General features: G+C 46.4%; 19 protein-coding genes. 8 read left to right on the top strand and 11 right to left on the bottom strand.

The window, feature by feature from the left end:
* Positions 1 to 90 precede the first annotated feature (90 nt).
* The 3 genes from QNO02_RS04565 to QNO02_RS04555 all read right to left on the bottom strand — a co-directional run bounded on the left by QNO02_RS04565 (position 91) and on the right by QNO02_RS04555 (position 2,483).
* Positions 91 to 1,443 (bottom strand): amino acid permease, encoded by a 1,353-nt coding sequence (locus tag QNO02_RS04565; protein WP_143023596.1) that lies wholly within the window; start codon positions 1,441 to 1,443, stop codon positions 91 to 93.
* A 137-nt stretch (positions 1,444 to 1,580) separates the two neighbouring features.
* Positions 1,581 to 1,862, bottom strand: coding sequence for a hypothetical protein (locus QNO02_RS04560; RefSeq protein ID WP_091034594.1), 282 nt, complete (start codon positions 1,860 to 1,862; stop codon positions 1,581 to 1,583).
* 165 nt (positions 1,863 to 2,027) lie between these two features.
* Complete coding sequence (locus QNO02_RS04555; protein ID WP_289391234.1) at positions 2,028 to 2,483, bottom strand: GNAT family N-acetyltransferase; 456 nt, start codon at positions 2,481 to 2,483, stop codon at positions 2,028 to 2,030.
* A gap of 255 nt (positions 2,484 to 2,738) precedes the next feature.
* Here QNO02_RS04555 and QNO02_RS04550 point away from each other — a divergent pair, with 255 nt between their 5' ends.
* Positions 2,739 to 3,314 carry a GNAT family N-acetyltransferase gene (locus QNO02_RS04550; RefSeq protein WP_206105806.1) on the top strand — a complete coding sequence of 192 codons (576 nt, stop codon included), beginning with the start codon at positions 2,739 to 2,741 and terminating at the stop codon, positions 3,312 to 3,314.
* The gene (locus tag QNO02_RS04545) at positions 3,311 to 3,658 is read left to right on the top strand and encodes a DUF1801 domain-containing protein (RefSeq protein WP_133386491.1); all 348 of its coding nucleotides are present in this window, start codon (positions 3,311 to 3,313) and stop codon (positions 3,656 to 3,658) included. Before QNO02_RS04550 ends, QNO02_RS04545 begins: the two co-directional genes overlap by 4 nt.
* Positions 3,659 to 4,141: 483 nt before the next feature.
* Here the strand turns inward: QNO02_RS04545 and QNO02_RS04540 are convergent, their stop codons facing one another.
* The 4 genes from QNO02_RS04540 to QNO02_RS04525 all read right to left on the bottom strand — a co-directional run bounded on the left by QNO02_RS04540 (position 4,142) and on the right by QNO02_RS04525 (position 9,870).
* Positions 4,142 to 5,446, bottom strand: coding sequence for a DUF1963 domain-containing protein (locus tag QNO02_RS04540; RefSeq protein WP_289391232.1), 1,305 nt, complete (start codon positions 5,444 to 5,446; stop codon positions 4,142 to 4,144).
* Positions 5,447 to 5,551: 105 nt separating this feature from the next.
* On the bottom strand, positions 5,552 to 6,730 hold the full coding sequence (locus tag QNO02_RS04535; protein ID WP_133386487.1) for an alanyl-tRNA editing protein: 1,179 nt from the start codon (positions 6,728 to 6,730) through the stop codon (positions 5,552 to 5,554).
* 228 nt (positions 6,731 to 6,958) lie between these two features.
* Entirely contained in the window at positions 6,959 to 8,728 is a 1,770-nt protein-coding gene (gene dhaK / locus QNO02_RS04530) for a dihydroxyacetone kinase subunit DhaK (RefSeq protein WP_289391231.1), read from the bottom strand.
* Entirely contained in the window at positions 8,728 to 9,870 is a 1,143-nt protein-coding gene (locus QNO02_RS04525; RefSeq protein WP_289391230.1) for a glycerol dehydrogenase, read from the bottom strand. The genes dhaK and QNO02_RS04525 overlap by 1 nt, the downstream gene beginning before the upstream one ends.
* Before the next feature lie 305 nt (positions 9,871 to 10,175).
* Here QNO02_RS04525 and QNO02_RS04520 point away from each other — a divergent pair, with 305 nt between their 5' ends.
* The gene (locus QNO02_RS04520) at positions 10,176 to 11,210 is read left to right on the top strand and encodes a PocR ligand-binding domain-containing protein (RefSeq protein WP_289391229.1); all 1,035 of its coding nucleotides are present in this window, start codon (positions 10,176 to 10,178) and stop codon (positions 11,208 to 11,210) included.
* 105 nt (positions 11,211 to 11,315) lie between these two features.
* Positions 11,316 to 12,305: an aldo/keto reductase family protein gene (locus QNO02_RS04515; RefSeq protein ID WP_289391228.1), complete on the top strand. Its 990-nt coding sequence runs from the start codon at positions 11,316 to 11,318 to the stop codon at positions 12,303 to 12,305.
* A gap of 237 nt (positions 12,306 to 12,542) precedes the next feature.
* On the opposite strand, the gene QNO02_RS04510 is transcribed toward QNO02_RS04515, so the two are convergent.
* The 4 genes from QNO02_RS04510 to QNO02_RS04495 form a co-directional block, all read right to left on the bottom strand.
* Positions 12,543 to 13,430, bottom strand: coding sequence for a LysR substrate-binding domain-containing protein (locus QNO02_RS04510; RefSeq protein ID WP_289391227.1), 888 nt, complete (start codon positions 13,428 to 13,430; stop codon positions 12,543 to 12,545).
* 31 nt (positions 13,431 to 13,461) lie between these two features.
* Positions 13,462 to 13,932 carry an SMI1/KNR4 family protein gene (locus QNO02_RS04505; RefSeq protein WP_289391226.1) on the bottom strand — a complete coding sequence of 157 codons (471 nt, stop codon included), beginning with the start codon at positions 13,930 to 13,932 and terminating at the stop codon, positions 13,462 to 13,464.
* Positions 13,933 to 14,045: 113 nt separating this feature from the next.
* Complete coding sequence (locus QNO02_RS04500) at positions 14,046 to 15,146, bottom strand: threonine aldolase family protein (protein WP_289391225.1); 1,101 nt, start codon at positions 15,144 to 15,146, stop codon at positions 14,046 to 14,048.
* 53 nt (positions 15,147 to 15,199) lie between these two features.
* Positions 15,200 to 16,060, bottom strand: coding sequence for a LysR family transcriptional regulator (locus QNO02_RS04495; RefSeq protein ID WP_289391224.1), 861 nt, complete (start codon positions 16,058 to 16,060; stop codon positions 15,200 to 15,202).
* 181 nt (positions 16,061 to 16,241) lie between these two features.
* Here QNO02_RS04495 and QNO02_RS04490 point away from each other — a divergent pair, with 181 nt between their 5' ends.
* From QNO02_RS04490 to QNO02_RS04475, 4 genes are all read left to right on the top strand, one after another.
* On the top strand, positions 16,242 to 17,231 hold the full coding sequence (locus QNO02_RS04490) for a quinone oxidoreductase family protein (RefSeq protein WP_289391223.1): 990 nt from the start codon (positions 16,242 to 16,244) through the stop codon (positions 17,229 to 17,231).
* Positions 17,232 to 17,624: 393 nt separating this feature from the next.
* Positions 17,625 to 17,843, top strand: coding sequence for a bacteriocin immunity protein (locus QNO02_RS04485; RefSeq protein WP_289391222.1), 219 nt, complete (start codon positions 17,625 to 17,627; stop codon positions 17,841 to 17,843).
* Positions 17,844 to 17,879: 36 nt separating this feature from the next.
* On the top strand, positions 17,880 to 18,395 hold the full coding sequence (locus QNO02_RS04480; RefSeq protein WP_289391221.1) for an RNA-binding protein: 516 nt from the start codon (positions 17,880 to 17,882) through the stop codon (positions 18,393 to 18,395).
* Positions 18,395 to 18,532: a hypothetical protein gene (locus QNO02_RS04475; RefSeq protein ID WP_165980344.1), complete on the top strand. Its 138-nt coding sequence runs from the start codon at positions 18,395 to 18,397 to the stop codon at positions 18,530 to 18,532. Before QNO02_RS04480 ends, QNO02_RS04475 begins: the two co-directional genes overlap by 1 nt.
* The last annotated feature ends 46 nt before the right edge of the window (positions 18,533 to 18,578 follow it).

Below are 18,578 nucleotides of genomic sequence, written 5' to 3'. Positions count from 1 at the left end.
AAACCGTTCCCTTACTGAATACAAAAAAAACACCCCGGCGCAAGCGCCGAGATGTCATGTTGTTCTATATTTGCATACTACCCATCCATACTAAACTGTTTGTCCATTCGTCCTTCTGAATCGAATCAGGGACCAGATAATCAGCAACGCAAGCACGGCAAGACAGATGCTAATGCTGAACCGATTACCCTCATCAAACACAAACATCACCGCAATCACACTGAGACATAGTACCACGACTCCAGTTATATAAGGGAATCCCCAAACTTTGAAGGTCGGTTGAACCGGATATCTCTTCCGCAGTTTCAACTGTGATGAGGCAATACAGATCCACACAAGGATTACGACAAACCCTGGAACTGCGAGCAATACGCGGAACAGTTGATCCTGCGCGAACAGGCCAAGCAAGGAACCTCCGAGCAAAACTACTGAGCACACCAGAAGTGTGTTAACAGGGCTACCGTTGCGATTCGTCTTTGACAATGCCTTCGGAGCTTCCCCGCCCACTGCCATGGAGTGCATCATCCGGGATGCACCATAGATCCCTGAATTCGCAGCAGACAGAACTGCCGTCACCAAAATAAAGTTCATTATGTGTGCTGCTCCCGGCAGTCCCGTGGAGGCAAGCACTTGTACAAACGGACTGCTTTCCGGCCCAATCTCATTCCACGGGATAAGACCACAGATGATGAGAATCGGCAAGGTGAAGAACAGAATAATTCTGAGCATAAAATTGCCCACGATTTTGGGCATCACTTTTTCTGCATTTTCCGTCTCGGTCAGGGTCAGACCAATCAGCTCCGATCCCCCATAAGAGAACATGACCACAAGCAGTGCCGAGAAGATCGATGACCAACCGTTCGGGAAGAACCCGCCTGCTTGCGTATAATTTTGCAGATAAGGGGTGTTATCACTTGGGATAATGCCAAAGATCAACCCTGCACCCAGGAAGATAAAAATAATGATCATGGCAATTTTGATCCCGGCTAGCCAAAACTCAAATTCCCCGAACACACCCACACTGAGCAGGTTAACAAGTATAATGAACGCCGCACAAGCCAGACTCAGCGTCCACAGCGGTACTTCACTGAACCAATACTGCAAAAAGCTCCCGGCAGCAATCACCTCAATGACACACACCGATAACCATAGAAAGCAGTACATCCATCCCATAACAAAGGATACTCTGCTACCGAATGCTTCTTGCACGAAGTCTTTCATATTTTTGTTCTTGTACACCGTAGCCATCTCCGCCATCGCGGCCATAACAACCAGCAGCAATAATCCAGCAAAAATGTACGTGACAATAACGCCCGGACCAGCGAGTCCAATCGTCTCTGCACTGCCTTTGAAAATTCCTGTTCCAATTACACCACCCATAGCCATAAAACTGATGTGTCTTGGTTTAAGCTTCTTCTGTAGTGTTCCTTCTGTCTGAGCCAATTCAAGTCCTCCTGATGTAAAAAACGTCTGTAATGCTGTCTTGTTTCATAGACATAATGTCCAGTATACCCTATTGTCCATCAATCAGCCCAGAAGTTCCTTATGGCCAATTCATCCCAAACATATATGGACATAACCTATGTTTTATACCCCACAATCGCATGAAGCAATCTATGTACAATCCAGCTGAGCAAACTGTACACTGCCCCATAGATGAACCAAGCGCCTATGTTACTACCCATTGTTGAAAGATCACTCGCGATATACAACAAAGGCAGCATAAAAGAAATAATCAGCGCTCCCCAGAGTCTAAACCATTTGGCAAAATAACTGCATACTCCAAGCACCACAGCAATGATGGGACATAATATCAATACAGCAAACAGCGGATTCATATGATCGAACCACCAATATATCATGCACGACTCCCTCCACATTCTTCGTCACAAGGCCACGTTGCTTTAATGCTGTATTATTTAGTTTATTCTACTCTTTTTCCAACTTTTAAAATGTACGATATGTTGCAAAATAAAAAAACCAGCATCCTGTAAAAAACAGAAATCTGGTTTCTCATGTAGATCACTTTAGATTTTTTTCGTCATAAACGTGCTGTTCGGGTCCAATATATAATCTGCGAATGGTTCGCAATATTCGAATCCGAAATCTTCGTACAGCTTCCGTGCCGGGATAAATGAATCCATTGAGCCCGTTTCCAGACTGATTCGCTTATAACCACGGTCTGTGGCAACCTCCATAATATGAGCCAAAATTTTTCTCGCTACGCCTTTTCTCAGATGAGCCGAAGCGGTACGCATCGATTTCAACTCTGCATGCTCTGGATCAAGTTCTTTGATAGCCCCGCAGCCGAGCAAGTCGTCTCCTTCCCAAGCACACCAGAATGTAATTTCGGGCTTCTTGAGTCCATCCAGATTCAACGCATGAATACTCTCTGGAGGCGAATCGGCTGCCATCCCTTGCAAGTGCTCTGCAATTAAAGCCTTAACTTGTCCTCCACTCAAATCATCCACTTTAATCTCCAAAACGTACCACTCCCGCCGACATTTTTATTGGGTCTATCACTGAATGTATATCAATCATTTCATCTTACTACCGTGTCAGGTTTTATGACAAGAGGTTACTTTTATCCACTAAAATACGCTATTGTGATTCACCTGTAATTTCCAGTATGATGAGGCTATCATATGCCAAAGGGGCGAGGTCTATTGCGAAATATACATAGAGTTAAACGTGGAACTAAGGTGAAGCAAGCTTAACTTAATTTAAAGGAGACCCCTATGACACTGACAACGGACAACCTGTTTTATAGCAAACGATTAAAGATGACGCCACCACGCCCTGAAGACGTGCAGACCATGCTGCAATGGAACGAAGACCCGGAGTACCTTCGGAATGTGGATACTGATCTGGCCATTCCCTATTCAGAGAAACAGTTGGAAGATGAGGGCGAAACGAAGAACAAAGAAGTTTACTTCAGACTTCGCACGCATAAAGAGGATATGCTGATTGGTTTTGTCGTCATTCATAGCATTGAATGGAACAACCGCTGCGGCCAGCTCGCCATTGGCATCGGACTTGCCGAACATCGCAACAAGGGATATGGCACGGAAGCGTTGAATCTTATTTTACGATATGCGTTCCACGAGATGAATCTGGACCGGGTTGGCCTTGATGTCATCGCCTACAATGCCAAAGCAATCCGTTCCTATGAGAAGGTTGGTTTTCAGTTGGAGGGTCGGGCACGCTCAGCTGTATATCGTGATGGTAAGCGTTATGACCGCTTGATGATGGGAATCCTAAGACCAGAATGGGAAACACACAATCAGATCCATACGGAGGGTGAACAAGTATGACCAAGAATGCAGAAGTTACTGCGTTTATTGAACAGATTCAGATCCCTTGGCAAATACAAGTCTCTGAACAATTGCGCGAGTTAGTGCATGATACCATCCCTGATGTAGAAGAACGCGTGCAATACAAGAAACCTCATTTTTTGAAAAACGGAAAGTATGCTGCGGTCATCTCGCCATCCAAACAGGCCGTGTCTTTCACCATCTTCCATGCAACCGGACTTGATCTACCCGATGGGATCTTCGAAGGCCCGGAAGAACGCAAAACGATCAAGCTCAAGGAAAAAGATACACCCGATTATGAATGGTTGGCTGGTTTGTTAAAGCAGGCATCTGCGGACTTGTAGACGGATGTAGTGAAGAGGCACATACGCCGAAGTAGTAACTTAGGTAGTAATGTGCGGAACGTATGGTTTGGGCCGTAATGTGCCGGTGGTATGTATGGGGTGAATTAGCCTCTGAATTGCTTCATAAAACCTTGCCAATAGAAGTAATAACACGGCTACGATTCGTTAGAATTCTACAGTGCTGCAAATTCACCCAATAAGACGTGCTAGGTTCGTTAGACTGTGTGAGTACGACAAGCGGCCTCTGCACGTAGAAAAACAACCCATTCTCACTCTGGTGGCTAAATAAATAACATAACCGGCTAACTGTAAAAGATATCTCCCATCCATCCTGCGCAGGGCAAAGGGGCATCCCATGAAGTTCCAAGAACTTACGGGATGCCCCTTTGTTATAGTCTGTCTACTACTGTCATTCCAACCTTAACAGCGGTGTAATATTATAATAAAATGACTGCTTATAATAGCTTCTACTAACTTTCACCATCAAGATTGCTGGTACGATACGGCGGTCATCTGGCACGGCTCACATATGAACATGTAATACATACCCTCACCATATTCCTCAACCTCGCCCCAATCCAGTTGTGCGACAGCCTTCATTCTCGTGGAACAGCGTGGACATGGTGGATACTCCGCATCTTGAACCCATCCTGGATGGCCGCCAATCTGAGATAACGATGGCTCCATCGCCCACTCACTGGCATGGAATGCATGACGTGATGCATTCGCAATCCGAAACAGCCGGCCAACATCCGGTGCAAATTTACCATAGTCGTCTAGGTCAATCTCGTCCATTCCCATAGGCATGACATTATGTGAACTCCATAACGGTTCCCCTGCTGCGTCCAGCTCCATGTAAACCACACCGTAACTGCTGCATATCACGCAAGTCTGTATCTGAAGTCTCTGGGCATGCCAAGACACGTCCTTCAGAGCGGAATGTTTAACATCCAGACTAATTAAGGTGGTTAACGCATTGCCACACCATGGACAGCAATTGGTGCTTGAGGTCAGCATCGAGAGTGATCCTCCGGTTGACTCCACGTTAGGTCCTTCATTCTCTTTTACTTTATAGAGTGAATAACTTGGGGTGATGAATAATTCCCTGCGCTGCCCGTCTTTTGTAAGCTCCCAACCAGCTTCAGTGGTGTAATGCTCAGGTGCCACGTACAATTCACTCGCCCAAGATGGCGGAGATTGTCTCCACTGCTGGAACTGCTGCACGACAACATCATCTCCGATATGGGCCAGCATGAGCAATATGTGGTTCCGATTCTCATCATCGGTGTTCACCTGTTGCAACAGACGATCACGAACCTCACCCGAGGCACTTTTATACAAAATGGCAGGATAATAGATCTCCTGTTCCAGCAGCTCAGGAATTTCGGCAGTCAACGATATATCATGGTAGCAGACCAGATATACCAGAATGTCTTTGCCCGTATCTTCATCACCTGTACGAATCCGTTGCATCGCGTAATCCTTCAACTGATCTTGTTGCTCTACAGACAAAGATAGATATACCTGTTCCTCGGATTGTTCATAGGGTGTATAACGAATTAGTGGATCGCGAACCTGAGGTTTGTGCATGATTTTCAAAATTGCGACCGGGTCTGTGATACCTGCATACAAGTTCACGTCACGTCGATTCGCTTCAATGTACCTCTGGCGCTCCTCGCGTTCCATCTCCTGCTTGCAAGGCATGCAATACCCACCTGTTCTGGCAGCCGTTGCTGGCAAAATGGTATTTGCACACCCCTCCCGTATACACGGAATTCGTTCTGTCATATTCCAACCTCCTTCAACTATTGGCAATGGAAAACACGCCACAATGTGACGTGCTTGTCATTACTCCTATTTCAATATCGCCTGTTTCGTAAAGGAAAATGAGAATCAGTGATGTCCCAACTGGTCCTTGGTGAATTCGTAAAAGGCAAGCGCATCTTCACTGCTGGCAAAGCCTGCCTGAGCCATCTTTTCACTGCCGCCACCTTTGCCATTGTAGGCTCCAAGATTGCCTTTGAAGAAAGGTCCACAAGCCCATTCAGACGGCTGTCCATTCTGTGCCAGAACAACTTTGGCCTCTGAGATACTGGCAAAGAGCACAAGGCCTTCATGTTCTGCCGTCAGCTTGGTAGCCAGGCTCTGCATATCCTTGAGCGATTTGTCTTCAAAGACCTGAGCAATCACCAGCCCTTGCCGAGCGGCCAGAAGTTCCTCCGCATAATAGGCATCGTTCGTTGTTTTCACTGCATTCAGCTCGGTTTGCAGCTGTTTTTGCTCCAGCTCCATTTTCTCAATACGCTCCAATAATTCGTCCTTGCTGGTCTTTAATTTAACCATGATACTATTGAGCACGTTTTGTGTGGATGTGAATTCATTCAGCGCCCTTGTTCCACATTTGAAATAAATGCGTGTGCCACCCTTCACTTTTTCGGTTTTCAACAGTTTGATGATGCCGATCTCACCTGTCGCGGACACATGGGTTCCACCGCAGGCGTTATACTCCACACCCTCGATCTCGACGATGCGAATGTCCTCCGTTACCGTAGGTTGCTTCACCAGTGGCAATTGTGCGGCCTCTTCTGCTGTAACCCAAGAGGTGTTGATGCAAGCGTTACGATAGATCTGACGATTCACTTCTTGTTCAATGGCAGTCAATTGATTCGCGCCCAGTTCAGGCGCAGCCACATCAATCGTGTCATACTCCGTTCCAAGATGGAAACTGAGCGTCATCGCTTCTGTCAGCTTCAAAGTGATTGCCGATAACAAATGCTGACCCGTATGCTGCTGCATATGATCGAATCTTCGCTCCCAATCCAGCTCACAATGTACCTCGTTCTGTTCAGGGGCGCGTTCCACCTTATGCCATACTTCACCATCTTCGATGTTCACATCCAGAACAGTGATGCCGCCAATTTGTCCCAGATCACAAGGTTGTCCGCCCCCATGCGGGTAAAAAGCAGTCTCCGCCAGCGTGACATATACGCCGTCTTCCTTGTCCACTTTGCCTGTAATCGTTGTATGCCACTCTCTTGTATAAGCAGAGTCATAATAGATTTTTTGCGTCATTGAATCATCCCGATCCCTTCTCGTTCAAATGGTTTTTACCGATCTGCACCTAACCTCCAGATTACACTATCTGGAACTGCGAATCCAATTTAAGGCACACGAGATCGCATCTCCATATCAAAAAGACCGCCCTGTAAGCCATGCTCCAGAGCGGTCTTTTTACCTATACCTTATATTACCCATTTCACTTTTAATGCATATCACATTTAAATGCTGACAGGCTCGACTTTACTTCATCGACTCGGACAACTCTGTGAAAATAACACCCAGCGCATACGCGCCAGCATCCGGGTAGCCCAGACTACGATCGCCGACAGTACCTGCTCGGCCCATACGTGCCACGATGTCTTCGGTTTTCTTCGCACCTTCAACGGCTGCTGCTGCACCTTTGGCAAATGCTGTTTTGAAGTCATCGCCAGACTCCGCACTTTGTGTCCAGGAATCGGCACACGGCACGAGCGCATCAATCAAGGTTTTATCACCTACAACGGCACCACGTCCGAAGGAACGCTCTCCAGTAGACTGAATCCCTTGTACAGCTGCATGGATCATCTCAGCGAATTCAGCAACGTTTAATTGCTGTTTATCCCCTACTGCTTTGCCAGCCGCACGGAATGCCGAACCCCAGATCGGGCCGGATGCGCCGCCACAATATTCCATAATGACCAAGGAACATGCATCCAGGAACGATCCGATGTCTTTTTTATCTTCGTTAATGATGTGATTCCATTCGCGTTTCAACTGGCGGAAGCCTTTTGCCACACTCATACCGAAATCGCCATCACCGGCATGGGAATCCAGTTCACAGAACGGTACCTCGTTCTTGATGATGATCTCACCCATTTTATCGATCAGATAGACGACATTGTCCAGTGAAAATTGATTGCCTTTGATTACCGCAGCTGATGCATCCGTCTCCACTTCGTAAGATACGGGAGCGTCTTCACCCACAACAGCTTCCAGTGCTTCGGAATACGCCACTTGTGCTACTGGAGGGCCAGACACTTTAAATGCAGGTGTATCACTTTCCTTGAACAACAGCGTTTTTAGTTCCTCATCCAGTTTCAGGATCGTAACCGATGCACCCGCCATATCGATACTTGTCATGTAGTTGCCTACAAACGTAGTAGCGACCTTCAGACCTGCATGTCCTGCAAGCTCACGCTGAACGGAATTGTTGAGCAGGTACAGTTCTTGCAGTGGCGTTGCACCAAAACCATTCACGAGCACCGCAATCTCAGCGGATGCATCCTTATCCAACTTCATATCTGCGAGCAATGCTTCGACCATACGTCCTGCCAATTCATCAGCCGATACGATTTTCTCCCGGCGAATCCCTGGCTCACCATGAATCCCTACGCCGAATTCCATCTCATCTTCAGCAATTTCGAATGTAGGCGTGCCTTTGGCGGGCACGGTACAGGATGTGAATCCAAAACCAATACTACGAACGTTCTGAGCTGCTTTCTCGGCAACGGATTTCACATCTGCCAGACTGCGACCTTCTTCTGCTGCTGCTCCAGCAATCTTATGAACCAGTACAGTTCCCGCAACGCCGCGACGTCCAACGGTATACAAGCTGTCTTGTACAGCGATGTCATCCTCAACACGCACATATTGTACGTCGATGCCATCTTCTTCAGCCAGATGCGCTGCATTCTTGAAGTTCATCATGTCGCCGCTGTAGTTCTTGATGATCAGAAGTGTACCCTTGTTGCTGGCTGTTGCTTTAATCGCTTGATACACCTGGATTTGGGAAGGAGATGCGAATACATCTCCACATACCGCTGCATCCAGCATGCCTTTACCGACATAACCAGCATGAGCCGGTTCATGTCCGCTGCCACCGCCACTGATAAGGCTGACTTTATCAGCCTGAATCTCTCTGCGTTTGATGACTTTATATTTTTTCAGAAATTCCAGCTCCGGGTGTGCAAGCGCAATCCCGTTACACATTTCCATAACAACATGTTCGGCTTGGTTAATAATTTTCTTCATTATTTGGCCTCCCGGCGAGCTGCTTTGTACTGCCGACCCATACGGTCAGCCGCTGCAATGGCAGCAGCCACTTCAGGAACGGTGATCGGGAACGGCATGGCGTGAATGGATTCTTCCGGAATACAAGCGATCTCGGCAACTTTCAACAGCTCTTCCTGACTAATCGTATCTACACCGATGTCCGCCAAGCTGATTGGCAGTCCCACTTCGAGACAGAAGTCCATGACTTCGTGCAGCTCTTCAGTAGGTGCATTTTCAAGAACGAGTTGTGCAATCGTACCGAAAGATACTTTTTCACCGTGGAAGAAATGATGTGTGCCTTCCAGAACAGTCAAGCCGTTGTGGATCGCATGTGCTGCGGCCAGACCACCACTTTCAAATCCAAGACCAGACAACAGAATGTTCGTCTCAACGATGTTTTCCAGCGCTTGTGTCACAACGTTGCTGTCACTCGCTACTTTTGCTTTTGCACCGTCAGTCAGCAGCATTTCATAACACAGTTTTGCCAATGCAAGTGCCGCATTAGTACCGACTGCAGATGGTGTATATCCTTCGCGGGAACCCATTGGCAGACTTGCGTTTACACGGGAATAGGATTTCGCTGTTGCTCTTGCTTCGAAGTATGTAGAGAGCGCATCTCCCATACCGGATACGAGGAAACGTGTTGGTGCATTAGCAATTACCGTTGTATCAACGAGTACCACACTTGGGCTTTGTTTGAAGTAAGCATAGTCATCAAAAGAACCATCCGGTGTGTACAATACAGCGGAGTGACTTGTCGGTGCGTCTGTTGCCGCAATCGTTGGGCAGATGATCAGTGCTTCGCCTTCTGCTACACATTTAGCCGCATCAATGGCTTTACCACCACCAAGACCGATGGTAGAGTCACATCCTTTTTCCTTCGCGATCGCTTGCAGACGAGCAACTTCCTCACGGGAACATTCCCCTTTAAAACCGCTTTCAACAAACGTAATATTAAATTTCTCGGCTGTTGCATCAAGCTTTGCTTTGACACGCTGTACATCATCCGGATGTGCAATCAGCAAGGCAGATTCTCCGAAGGATTTAACAAAGTACCCCAGGTTCAACAATTCGTCTTCGCCTTGTACATATTTGGTTGGGCTGATAAATGCTTTTCTCATAATAATATATGCCTCCTAATGATATGAATGGGTGTAGTGATTACATCAAATTTTAATTTCTTACAATTGACCTTAATATAACGCATGAGCAGCAGGTTTACAGTGGACTTTGATAACAAATTATTATAATTTACAATCGTAATTTTTTGCTTTTTGGCACAATCATGGTATCTTATTGTCATGAGATGGTTGAATTTTGACCTCCCATTATACATTACCCGTCATCATTACATCTTAATATGTACAACTTGCTAACTTTTAACGGCCTAAATTATGATTCAGGTTAGCCTATGGAGGTTGCACCAATGATCAAACAATATCTGCATATCAACAAAATTCTCGACCTTAATAAATGGAAGCGTCTACAAGATTCTCTCGCAACAGTAACCAAACTGGCGATCCTAACCGTTGATTATAAAGGCATTCCCGTAACCAGTCACAGCAGCTGTCAGGCCTTCTGCCAGAATGTACGTAAAGACCCGGAGCTGCTCCCCTACTGCCAAAAATGTGATTCGCGCGGTGGTCTGGAAGCGGTTCGATTAAATGAGCCTTATGTGTATTTATGCCATTTCAATATTATAGATATCGCGATTCCGATCACGATTGATGGCAAATATATCGGCGCCGTCATGGCAGGACAAGTGAAACTCGCCGATCCGGAAAAGGGTAGTGACTTGGAGCAAATTGTCACGTCCAAAAACGTACCCATGCATGCAGCCAAGCTGGAGGAATTAAAGGACGATTACGCCCAGCTGCCTGTGATGACCTATGAAGAGATTGTGAAAATCTCCAACATGTTATCCCTGCTCTGCAACTACATTGTGGAAGAAGCGCTTAACAAAAATCTGTTAGTTGAAATGTTCGAGAAAGCTTCAGGCAATCAGGAGTCTCTAAACCTCTCCACCATTCTTCCTGGGTACTCCATTCGCAATATTGAGTCGATCAAAAAAGAGATGACCAATGCGATAGCGGATGCCTATCTCAAAAATAGCCCAAGTGACACGGAAAGCTCCAGTCCAGTGCTCCAGCCTGCTTTTGAATACATTCACAGTCACAAAAGCGAGCAAGTTTCGCTCAAACAAATGGCCGATCTATGCCACCTGAGTCCGAGTTATTTTAGCAGACTGTTTGCCAAGGAAACGGGTGAGAACTTCACCACCTACCTGGCAAAACTCAAGATTAAGTGGGCCAAGCAATTGCTTGAGGTTACCGACATGCCTGTCTCACAGATCAGTGATGAGTTGGGATTTAATGAATCGGGATATTTTATCAAAATATTCAAAAAGTTTGAGGAGATTACGCCTGCCCTCTATCGCAAATACATCCATGAGAAAATGTAGGTCCACTGATACTTTTTTCGTATCAAAGATGAGGTTAAAAGATATTTCACCTATTAATCTGCCATTGCTACAATGGATTCCAGATGACTTAGGGAGGCGACATGAATGGAATATCGCAAATTAGGAAACAGTGGATTAACCGTCAGTGAGATTTCACTCGGCAACTGGATTACGCATGGAGCGCAAGTCGAGGATGGTATAGCAGAAGCTTGTGTTCAGGCTGCATTGGAGGCAGGCATTACTACATTTGATACCGCAGACGTGTACTCCAATACCAAGGCAGAAACCGTACTGGGACAGGCTCTTAAGGATGTAAGAAGAGAAAGTATTGAACTGTGCACCAAAGTCTGTCACCCAACCGGCACAGGTCATAATGACCGTGGACTTTCACGTAAACACATCATGGAAGCCTGCAATGGTTCATTACGGCGGCTACAGACGGATTATATCGATGTCTATTACGCTCACCGTTATGATTACAACACTCCGCTGGAAGAGACGTTTCTGGCATTCTCCGATCTGGTACGTCAGGGCAAAGTTCATTACATTGGCATAAGTGAATGGAACGCAGATCAGATTGCACGAGCAGCCGCTTTGGCGAAGGAACTTCATATACCCTTCATTGCAAGTCAGCCCCAATATTCGATGTTGTGGCGTGTGATTGAGCAAGAAGTGGTGCCTGCAAGCGACCAAGCAGGACTTGGACAGATTACATGGTCTCCTCTGGCTCAGGGTATACTATCGGGCAAATATGCGCCTAACGAAGCGTTGCCCACCGGATCACGTGCAGCTGCTGAGGCAGGAGCACCCTTTTTCAATAGACTGGCTGGTCAGTGGTTACGTGAAGATGTTCTTACCGCTGTGCAACAGCTTGTTCCACTCGCTAAAGAGATTGGTCTAACGCTCCCCCAACTCGCTGTGTCGTGGGTTCTACAACATTCGTATGTCAGTTCCGTCATTATCGGTGCATCCCGGCCCGAGCAGGTATTGGAAAATGTAAAAGCCTCCGGTGTGAAACTGGACTCTGCCATCATGACTCGTATTGATGAAATATTGAATCCGTGGATTGAGCGTAATCCAACCAAGACGGGATAGTTTCTTTTTTTACTACTCACAACATACTAAGTTGAACTAATCATTTACACGATAACGGAGAGGACAGAAAAAACCTGAAAAAGCGGAGCTAAAAGCTTTCTGCAAGAAAGCTACTTCGAAAGCATACACCTCGCCTTTATCACCAGATTTTCCCCTTGAGAAAAGGGATCGAAAAAATCTGGGGATAACAGCGATTGGAAGGTTGTTCTGTCATCGCAGTGTAAGTGTAAATAACCTTTAGTGCAACTCATATTCCCCCTCAACAATGCTCATAAAGCGGGAAACCACTTCCTGATTCATATCCGTCCGCCATGCCGTGTACAACGGTACGGAGGGCGGATTTTCTTCTAATGGAAGAAAGACTACACCCTTCCGCTGGAACACATCCACCGAAGAAGGAACAATAGAAATGCCCATGCCCGCCGCAACGAGATTTACAATCGTATACATCTGAATCGCTTCCTGCGTAATTCGAGGGTCTACGCCATGCTCCCTACAATAATCCAGAACGAGACGATGGAACGGAGAACCCAGATGCCGTGGGAATAAAATAAAATCTTCATCGGCCAGTTCTCGAATCGAAACTTGAGTCTGAGAAGCCAACGGGTGATGATCTGGCAATACGGCAATCAACGTTTCCATCTGACAGGGGCGGAACGAGACATGACGAGTATCTTCCTGATATCGCAAAAATCCAATATGGATCTGTCCGTCTTCCAGTGCCTGCAATTGTTGGGACGAAGTCATCTCACGCAGCGTCAATTCAATTTGCGGATATGCAGCGCGAAATTTCCTAAGGACATCCACCATAATGCTCCCCGAAGCCGAATCCACGAAAGCTACGGTTATATGCCCGATGATACCCTGATCTGCCTTTTGTGTAAGCTGAATGGATCGATCGAGTTGGGCCAGGATAAGTCTGGCCTGTTCCAGAAAGACGGCACCTGCCGGGGTGAGACGAACCATTTTCCTCGTGCGCTCCAACAGCTTCACACCAAGCTCTTCCTCTAAATTCTGAATCTGTTGGCTCAGGGGTGGTTGTGTCATATTTAATTTCTCCGCTGCACGGTGGAAATGAAGTTCTTCTGCCACAGTGATAAAGTATCTTAACTTTCGGATATCCATAAGCCGATTGCGCATCCTTCCGTCTACCCTGTTAATTCATCTGTTCCTGAACCCAGATTGCCGACTCAGCCAGCATTGTCATTAATTCATTAAAGTCCACAGCAATCTCCCGCAGAGGAGTTTCCCCTGCATCGTGGATCAACATCAGCACCTTGCCTGAACTTTGATCCAGTATAGCCATACTTCCTTCACCAAATCCACCAATCGGGAAAGGCTGGAGGTCAGCTGGCAGCTCATATTCTTTCTCAACTTCACGGTATGCTTCCAGAAACTCGGGATAAGCCCAGCTCAGTTCTTTCACCGAATACAAGGCAGGGTCGCCGAAGTTACATGCACCGAATTCAAGTAAAAGTGCACGATACGCTCCCGGCAGTTTCACATTATACTTTTGCTCAAAATCCTCAATGCTCTGTTGCGTCTCAGGAGTACATCCTTCTCCCATTGTCGTATCGTAGGCTTTCACCAAAAGATCACGAATCGGTTTCAATTCTATTGACGTCACTTGAAATCCCCCTTAAGGTACTTTTCCCCACTGATCAGCCGTTGTGAATTCAATAGTTCTGCTTGAAGCACAACACCTTACCCAAAAAAGAGTCGAACATTAAAATCAACTTTTTATCTCACTTGTTTACGCAACTCTTGATCCAGCCATTCCAGTGCTGCACGCAGTTTATCCTGGGGAATTTTCTCATAACGATCACCCGTAGACAATTCAAAGGCGCAGCTGTTCCCACTTGTTTTGTTCAGATATGAAGTCATTCCTATGCCATACTGCTGAGCCATTTGCACAAGAATGGGTTCAACTTCGGCAGCAGCGAGCGCAAAGTGTACATGGAACATATTTGATACAGGTACCTCGGGCAACGTTTGTATCCCGTGACACGCATTCAGTAGAGAGGCGAGTTCTTGAGCCTGCTCGTAATACAGCTCCATTTTGCCAATCCGTTCATTGTAATAATACTGAGAACTCAGAATATACGGATACAGGCCGATCAGATCTCCGCCGTGCCGCCGTTTCCATACTTTGGACTCTTGCATCACATCCGTGTCGCCGGCCAATATGGCCCCCGCAATGCCTCCAATGCCTTTGTAAAAGGACACATACACCGTATCAAACAGACTGCAAATCTCCGCAGGTGTTTTCTGATAATAGGGAGTAATCTCAAACAGGCGTGCCCCGTCCAGATGCAGCTTAATCCCGCGTTCACGGCAATAGGCCGAGATCGCTTCCAGTTCTTCATATGCTGGCAATTGCCCACCAATCTCGCGTTGTGGCAGTTCCAACAGCAGGCAGGCAATGTCCTGGTCAAGCGCTTGTACATCTTCCAAACGAATCAAACGATCCTTGTCCGCCAGCAAAATCGATTCAATCTGGTGTAACTCTTTCAATCCGTCTTCCTCATGGATTTCCAGATGACACAGAGGGTGGTAAGCTACTCGCTTTATCCCTTTGCGGTCACACCAGATCCGTAATGCAATCTGCTGCGCCATCGTTCCACTTGGGAAAAACACCGCCGATTCCTTGCCGAGAACGTCAGCCATCTGTTGCTGAAATTCTTCAATGAGGGGGCCGTTGCCGTAGTGGTCACTAAACAACTCCCCATCGATCTGCTCCAGTACGTTCTGAAGCACCTTCACTTGGCGACTGCCGTGACCGCCTACAATAAAGTCTGCCTGATTAAATGCATCAGCCAACGTTAACTGAGTTTCTTTCAAGATCACTCACTCCTTTATAGTGCATGTTCATAAACGGAATTTTGAACAACCTCTTATAGTTCTGGTTCTGTAATAATCTCAACCAAAGCGTTGAGCGCACTAGATATATGTTCACCACGGGAATACACAAATCCTACTTCCAACCGACAATAAGGATCAGGCAAAGATAACACTGCAATCTCACCTCTTGATTCTGCTTTGGTAACCGAAGAACGTGGCAGCAATGATACACCGAGCCCGGCAGATACACCATTCAGAATCGTGTCTAGTGTTCCATATTCCATGATGTTAAGCGTGTGAATACCCTGATCTTTCAAAAAAGATTCCGCCTGATCGCGATGTGTGCATCCGATCTCAAAAAACAACATCGGCTTGGACAATAACGTGTACATCTCATGTACTCCAGGTTCAGCGATCAACACCAATTCTTCGTCATACATCTTCATATATTTCAGCTCAGGATGATCAATCGGGCCATATATTAAGGCTCCATGCAATTCATGTTGGATGACCTTCTGGTTCAGTTCATGGGTCCCACCCGTGACAAGCGAATGTTGTACTTCTGGGTAGCATGAAGTATATTCAGCCAAAAGCGGCGTCAGAAAAGTGGAGGCTGCTGTCTCTATGGCACCTAGACGAAGCATGCCAGCTGGTGGGTTACCCCCTTGTGTGGCATGCTCTGCTTCATATAATAATTCCAATATTCTATCCGCATACCCAAGCAGGTTCTCGCCTGCTGGTGTAAGCGACATCCCCCGATTGGAACGATGAAATAGCGGTACTTGCAGTTGAGTCTCCAACTGTTTAATCCGTGTTGTTACATTGGACTGCACATAATTAAGTGAGAGTGCAGCTTTACTGATACTACCTTCGCGGGCAACCGCCTGAAATATTTTCAAATCACCTGCATCCATACCCTCATCACCTGCTCGTCGTTATATCGGCATTCTGCATCATCCGATTCATGCAAAATGCTTATCTATTATTTTCAATGATACTGACAATCATTTTTGTTCATTTTACGTGAATCTGCTCCGTCTGTACAATGAGGCTCAGTAGTGAAATCTGGCTACACAGACAGGAGGAATATTAAACATGAAAGCTATTATCCATTCGGGCCAGAGCGGCCTTGCAGGTCTTCAATATACAGATTCAATCTCTCGGGCACCAGAAGCCGGGGAAGTGCAGATTCAATTAAAATCCGCTGGAATCAACCATCGAGATCTATTCATCATGGCAGGACGCGAAACCCAGGACACCCCGCTCATTCCCGGTTCCGATGGAGCAGGTATTATCGTAGCGATTGGCGAAAGCGTAAGAGGGTTCGCGCTAGGAGATGAAGTCATTATCCATCCTACACTCGGTTGGGAATATTCATCTGAAGTGCCGACCGTACCCGATATTGTTGGTGGCCCTACGGATGGAACGCTGGCTCAATATATAACATTACCTGCTGAAAATGCCCTGCCTAAGCCAGCCCACCTATCCTGGGAGGAAGCTGGCGTGCTGCCCCTTTCAGCGCTGACGGCCTATCGCGCTTTATTCACTCGCGGCGTATTGAAGATAGGTGAACACATCCTCATTCCCGGTATTGGCGGTGGTGTAGCGACCTATGCCCTGCTCATGGCAGTAGCGGCTGGTGCCACGGTGACCGTCACCTCCAGAAGTGAAGCCAAAAGAAATGAGGCACTGCGCTTGGGTGCTACCCATGCACTGGATAGTCATGCCGATTGGCGTTTGCAGAACGATCTGGAACCTGTAGATATCATCTTGGATAGCATCGGACAAGCCATGTTCCCAAAATATTTTGATATAATCAGACCAGGTGGATGTATCGTGATGTATGGTGCAAGTTCGGGGGATGATCTGACCGTACCAATTCGCTCTATCTTTTTCCCGCAGATCAGTCTAATCGGCACCTCTATGGGCAGCCGTGAGGAGTTTATCCAGATGCTGCAATGGGTGGAGCAACATGACATACATCCTGTCATTGATGGGGTATATCCGTTGCAAGACGCAGTGAAAGCATTCGAACGTATGGAAAAAGGCGAGCAATTTGGTAATCTGGCTATCCTTATGGAGTGACATCTATTTTGAGATGGGCTTTCATGAATTATTGAAAATTGATTTACGATAATGGGGTGAATCCATCTGACCCGTCTCGCTAAACGTATACTAATTGTTCTTATTGCTACTATCATTGTGGCCCAAATTCCTATGTTAAAAGAAACCTTAGCCCGAGGAGTTACTACGTTATATGTGAAGATAAAATATCCCGAACATTCCTTTCAATTCCAAGACTTCAACTACGAGTCTCATTTCGGGAACTATTTCATTTCTTATACTGATCAAGACGAACAACGCATTAGTCTGATGCTTGAGCCCAAATTTTTTCCGGTGCTCATTATATATGATCCATTGAATCAACCCATGAAAGACTAGTTGGTTCATGATATAAATCATTCAGGAGGTATCGATATGGACAATCAATTACATTTGGTAGAATTGGTTCGCAAACTGATGGACTCTGAAGGAACGGAAGCCGAGTTGGATGACATGTTGACGGAGCTACAGCAGCAGGTTCCACATGCGGAAATCAGCAATTTGATTTTCTGGGATGATCGAGACCTGACGCCTGAACAGATTGTGGAAGAAGCCTTGGCTGCCCGTCCAATCATTCTTCCGCCCAAGCCATAATATAACTCTGGAGGTGAACGGTAGGATATGTCTGACATGTCTGATTTAAATCATAGTAACAACAATGAACACCCTGATTTTAACGAAATTAGCGGAGAAGAAAAACTACAAGCACTTCGTGATCTGATCGAACTAACCGATATTCACCTTACTCAGCAAGTTCTCGCTATTGGCATGGATACACATGAAGAAGATCTCATCCGTATCGAAGCATGGCGAGCTTTAGGCATGGCAGGCTCCTCTGCTCTTCTGGGTGAAATCCTTCATGCTGCGGCGCAACTTGTTCGTGACTCAGAAGAAGATGAGGATGTACAGAATTACGTCTTGCAAACTCTCGCTCTACTGCCCGTCACAGAAGCCGAGATCCAATTGGCTCAGGAAGTGCTGGAGGGAAATGCCTACATATTAGTCAGAGGAGCTGCCTTTGCTATTCTTGTTGCACATCAACAAGTTAATGGTGCAACATCCGCGTTAGAATCGCTTCAATCCGATCCTGATTTTGGCTCTTCTGCAATGCGGGTACTCCATTCGAAACAAGGAAGCGATCATTAATGAGCGAATATGCAGAGCGTTTCATGCGCGCCAAGCTGGGACGTTTTTATGCAGAAGAATCAGCACCGCGTGAACGAACGCAAGAACACAAGATCGAGATTCTCAGATCCTGCATGTATCCATATCCTGTTAAATAAAAATCCTCCATGCTCACGTTGGGAGCATGGAGGATTCTTGATTTAT

The sequence above is a fragment of the Paenibacillus sp. PK1-4R genome (genome assembly GCF_030369595.1).
Lineage (GTDB): Bacteria > Bacillota > Bacilli > Paenibacillales > Paenibacillaceae > Paenibacillus.
Note: the sequence above shows the minus strand (reverse complement) of the source record. Positions and strands in the feature narration are given on the sequence as shown.

What these genes read in the sequence shown, in the direction of transcription:
- QNO02_RS04495 (WP_289391224.1), bottom strand. Translation starts at nt 16,060, where the DNA reads ATGGATGCAGGTGATTTGAAAATATTTCAGGCGGTTGCCCGCGAAGGT.
- QNO02_RS04540 (WP_289391232.1), bottom strand. Translation starts at nt 5,446, where the DNA reads ATGACAGAACGAATTCCGTGTATACGGGAGGGGTGTGCAAATACCATT.
- dhaK (WP_289391231.1), bottom strand. Translation starts at nt 8,728, where the DNA reads ATGAAGAAAATTATTAACCAAGCCGAACATGTTGTTATGGAAATGTGT.
- QNO02_RS04480 (WP_289391221.1), top strand. Translation starts at nt 17,880, where the DNA reads ATGTCTGATTTAAATCATAGTAACAACAATGAACACCCTGATTTTAAC.
- QNO02_RS04545 (WP_133386491.1), top strand. Translation starts at nt 3,311, where the DNA reads ATGACCAAGAATGCAGAAGTTACTGCGTTTATTGAACAGATTCAGATC.
- QNO02_RS04560 (WP_091034594.1), bottom strand. Translation starts at nt 1,862, where the DNA reads ATGATATATTGGTGGTTCGATCATATGAATCCGCTGTTTGCTGTATTG.
- QNO02_RS04475 (WP_165980344.1), top strand. Translation starts at nt 18,395, where the DNA reads ATGAGCGAATATGCAGAGCGTTTCATGCGCGCCAAGCTGGGACGTTTT.
- QNO02_RS04520 (WP_289391229.1), top strand. Translation starts at nt 10,176, where the DNA reads ATGATCAAACAATATCTGCATATCAACAAAATTCTCGACCTTAATAAA.
- QNO02_RS04485 (WP_289391222.1), top strand. Translation starts at nt 17,625, where the DNA reads ATGGACAATCAATTACATTTGGTAGAATTGGTTCGCAAACTGATGGAC.
- QNO02_RS04510 (WP_289391227.1), bottom strand. Translation starts at nt 13,430, where the DNA reads ATGGATATCCGAAAGTTAAGATACTTTATCACTGTGGCAGAAGAACTT.
- QNO02_RS04525 (WP_289391230.1), bottom strand. Translation starts at nt 9,870, where the DNA reads ATGAGAAAAGCATTTATCAGCCCAACCAAATATGTACAAGGCGAAGAC.
- QNO02_RS04490 (WP_289391223.1), top strand. Translation starts at nt 16,242, where the DNA reads ATGAAAGCTATTATCCATTCGGGCCAGAGCGGCCTTGCAGGTCTTCAA.
- QNO02_RS04515 (WP_289391228.1), top strand. Translation starts at nt 11,316, where the DNA reads ATGGAATATCGCAAATTAGGAAACAGTGGATTAACCGTCAGTGAGATT.
- QNO02_RS04550 (WP_206105806.1), top strand. Translation starts at nt 2,739, where the DNA reads ATGACACTGACAACGGACAACCTGTTTTATAGCAAACGATTAAAGATG.
- QNO02_RS04535 (WP_133386487.1), bottom strand. Translation starts at nt 6,730, where the DNA reads ATGACGCAAAAAATCTATTATGACTCTGCTTATACAAGAGAGTGGCAT.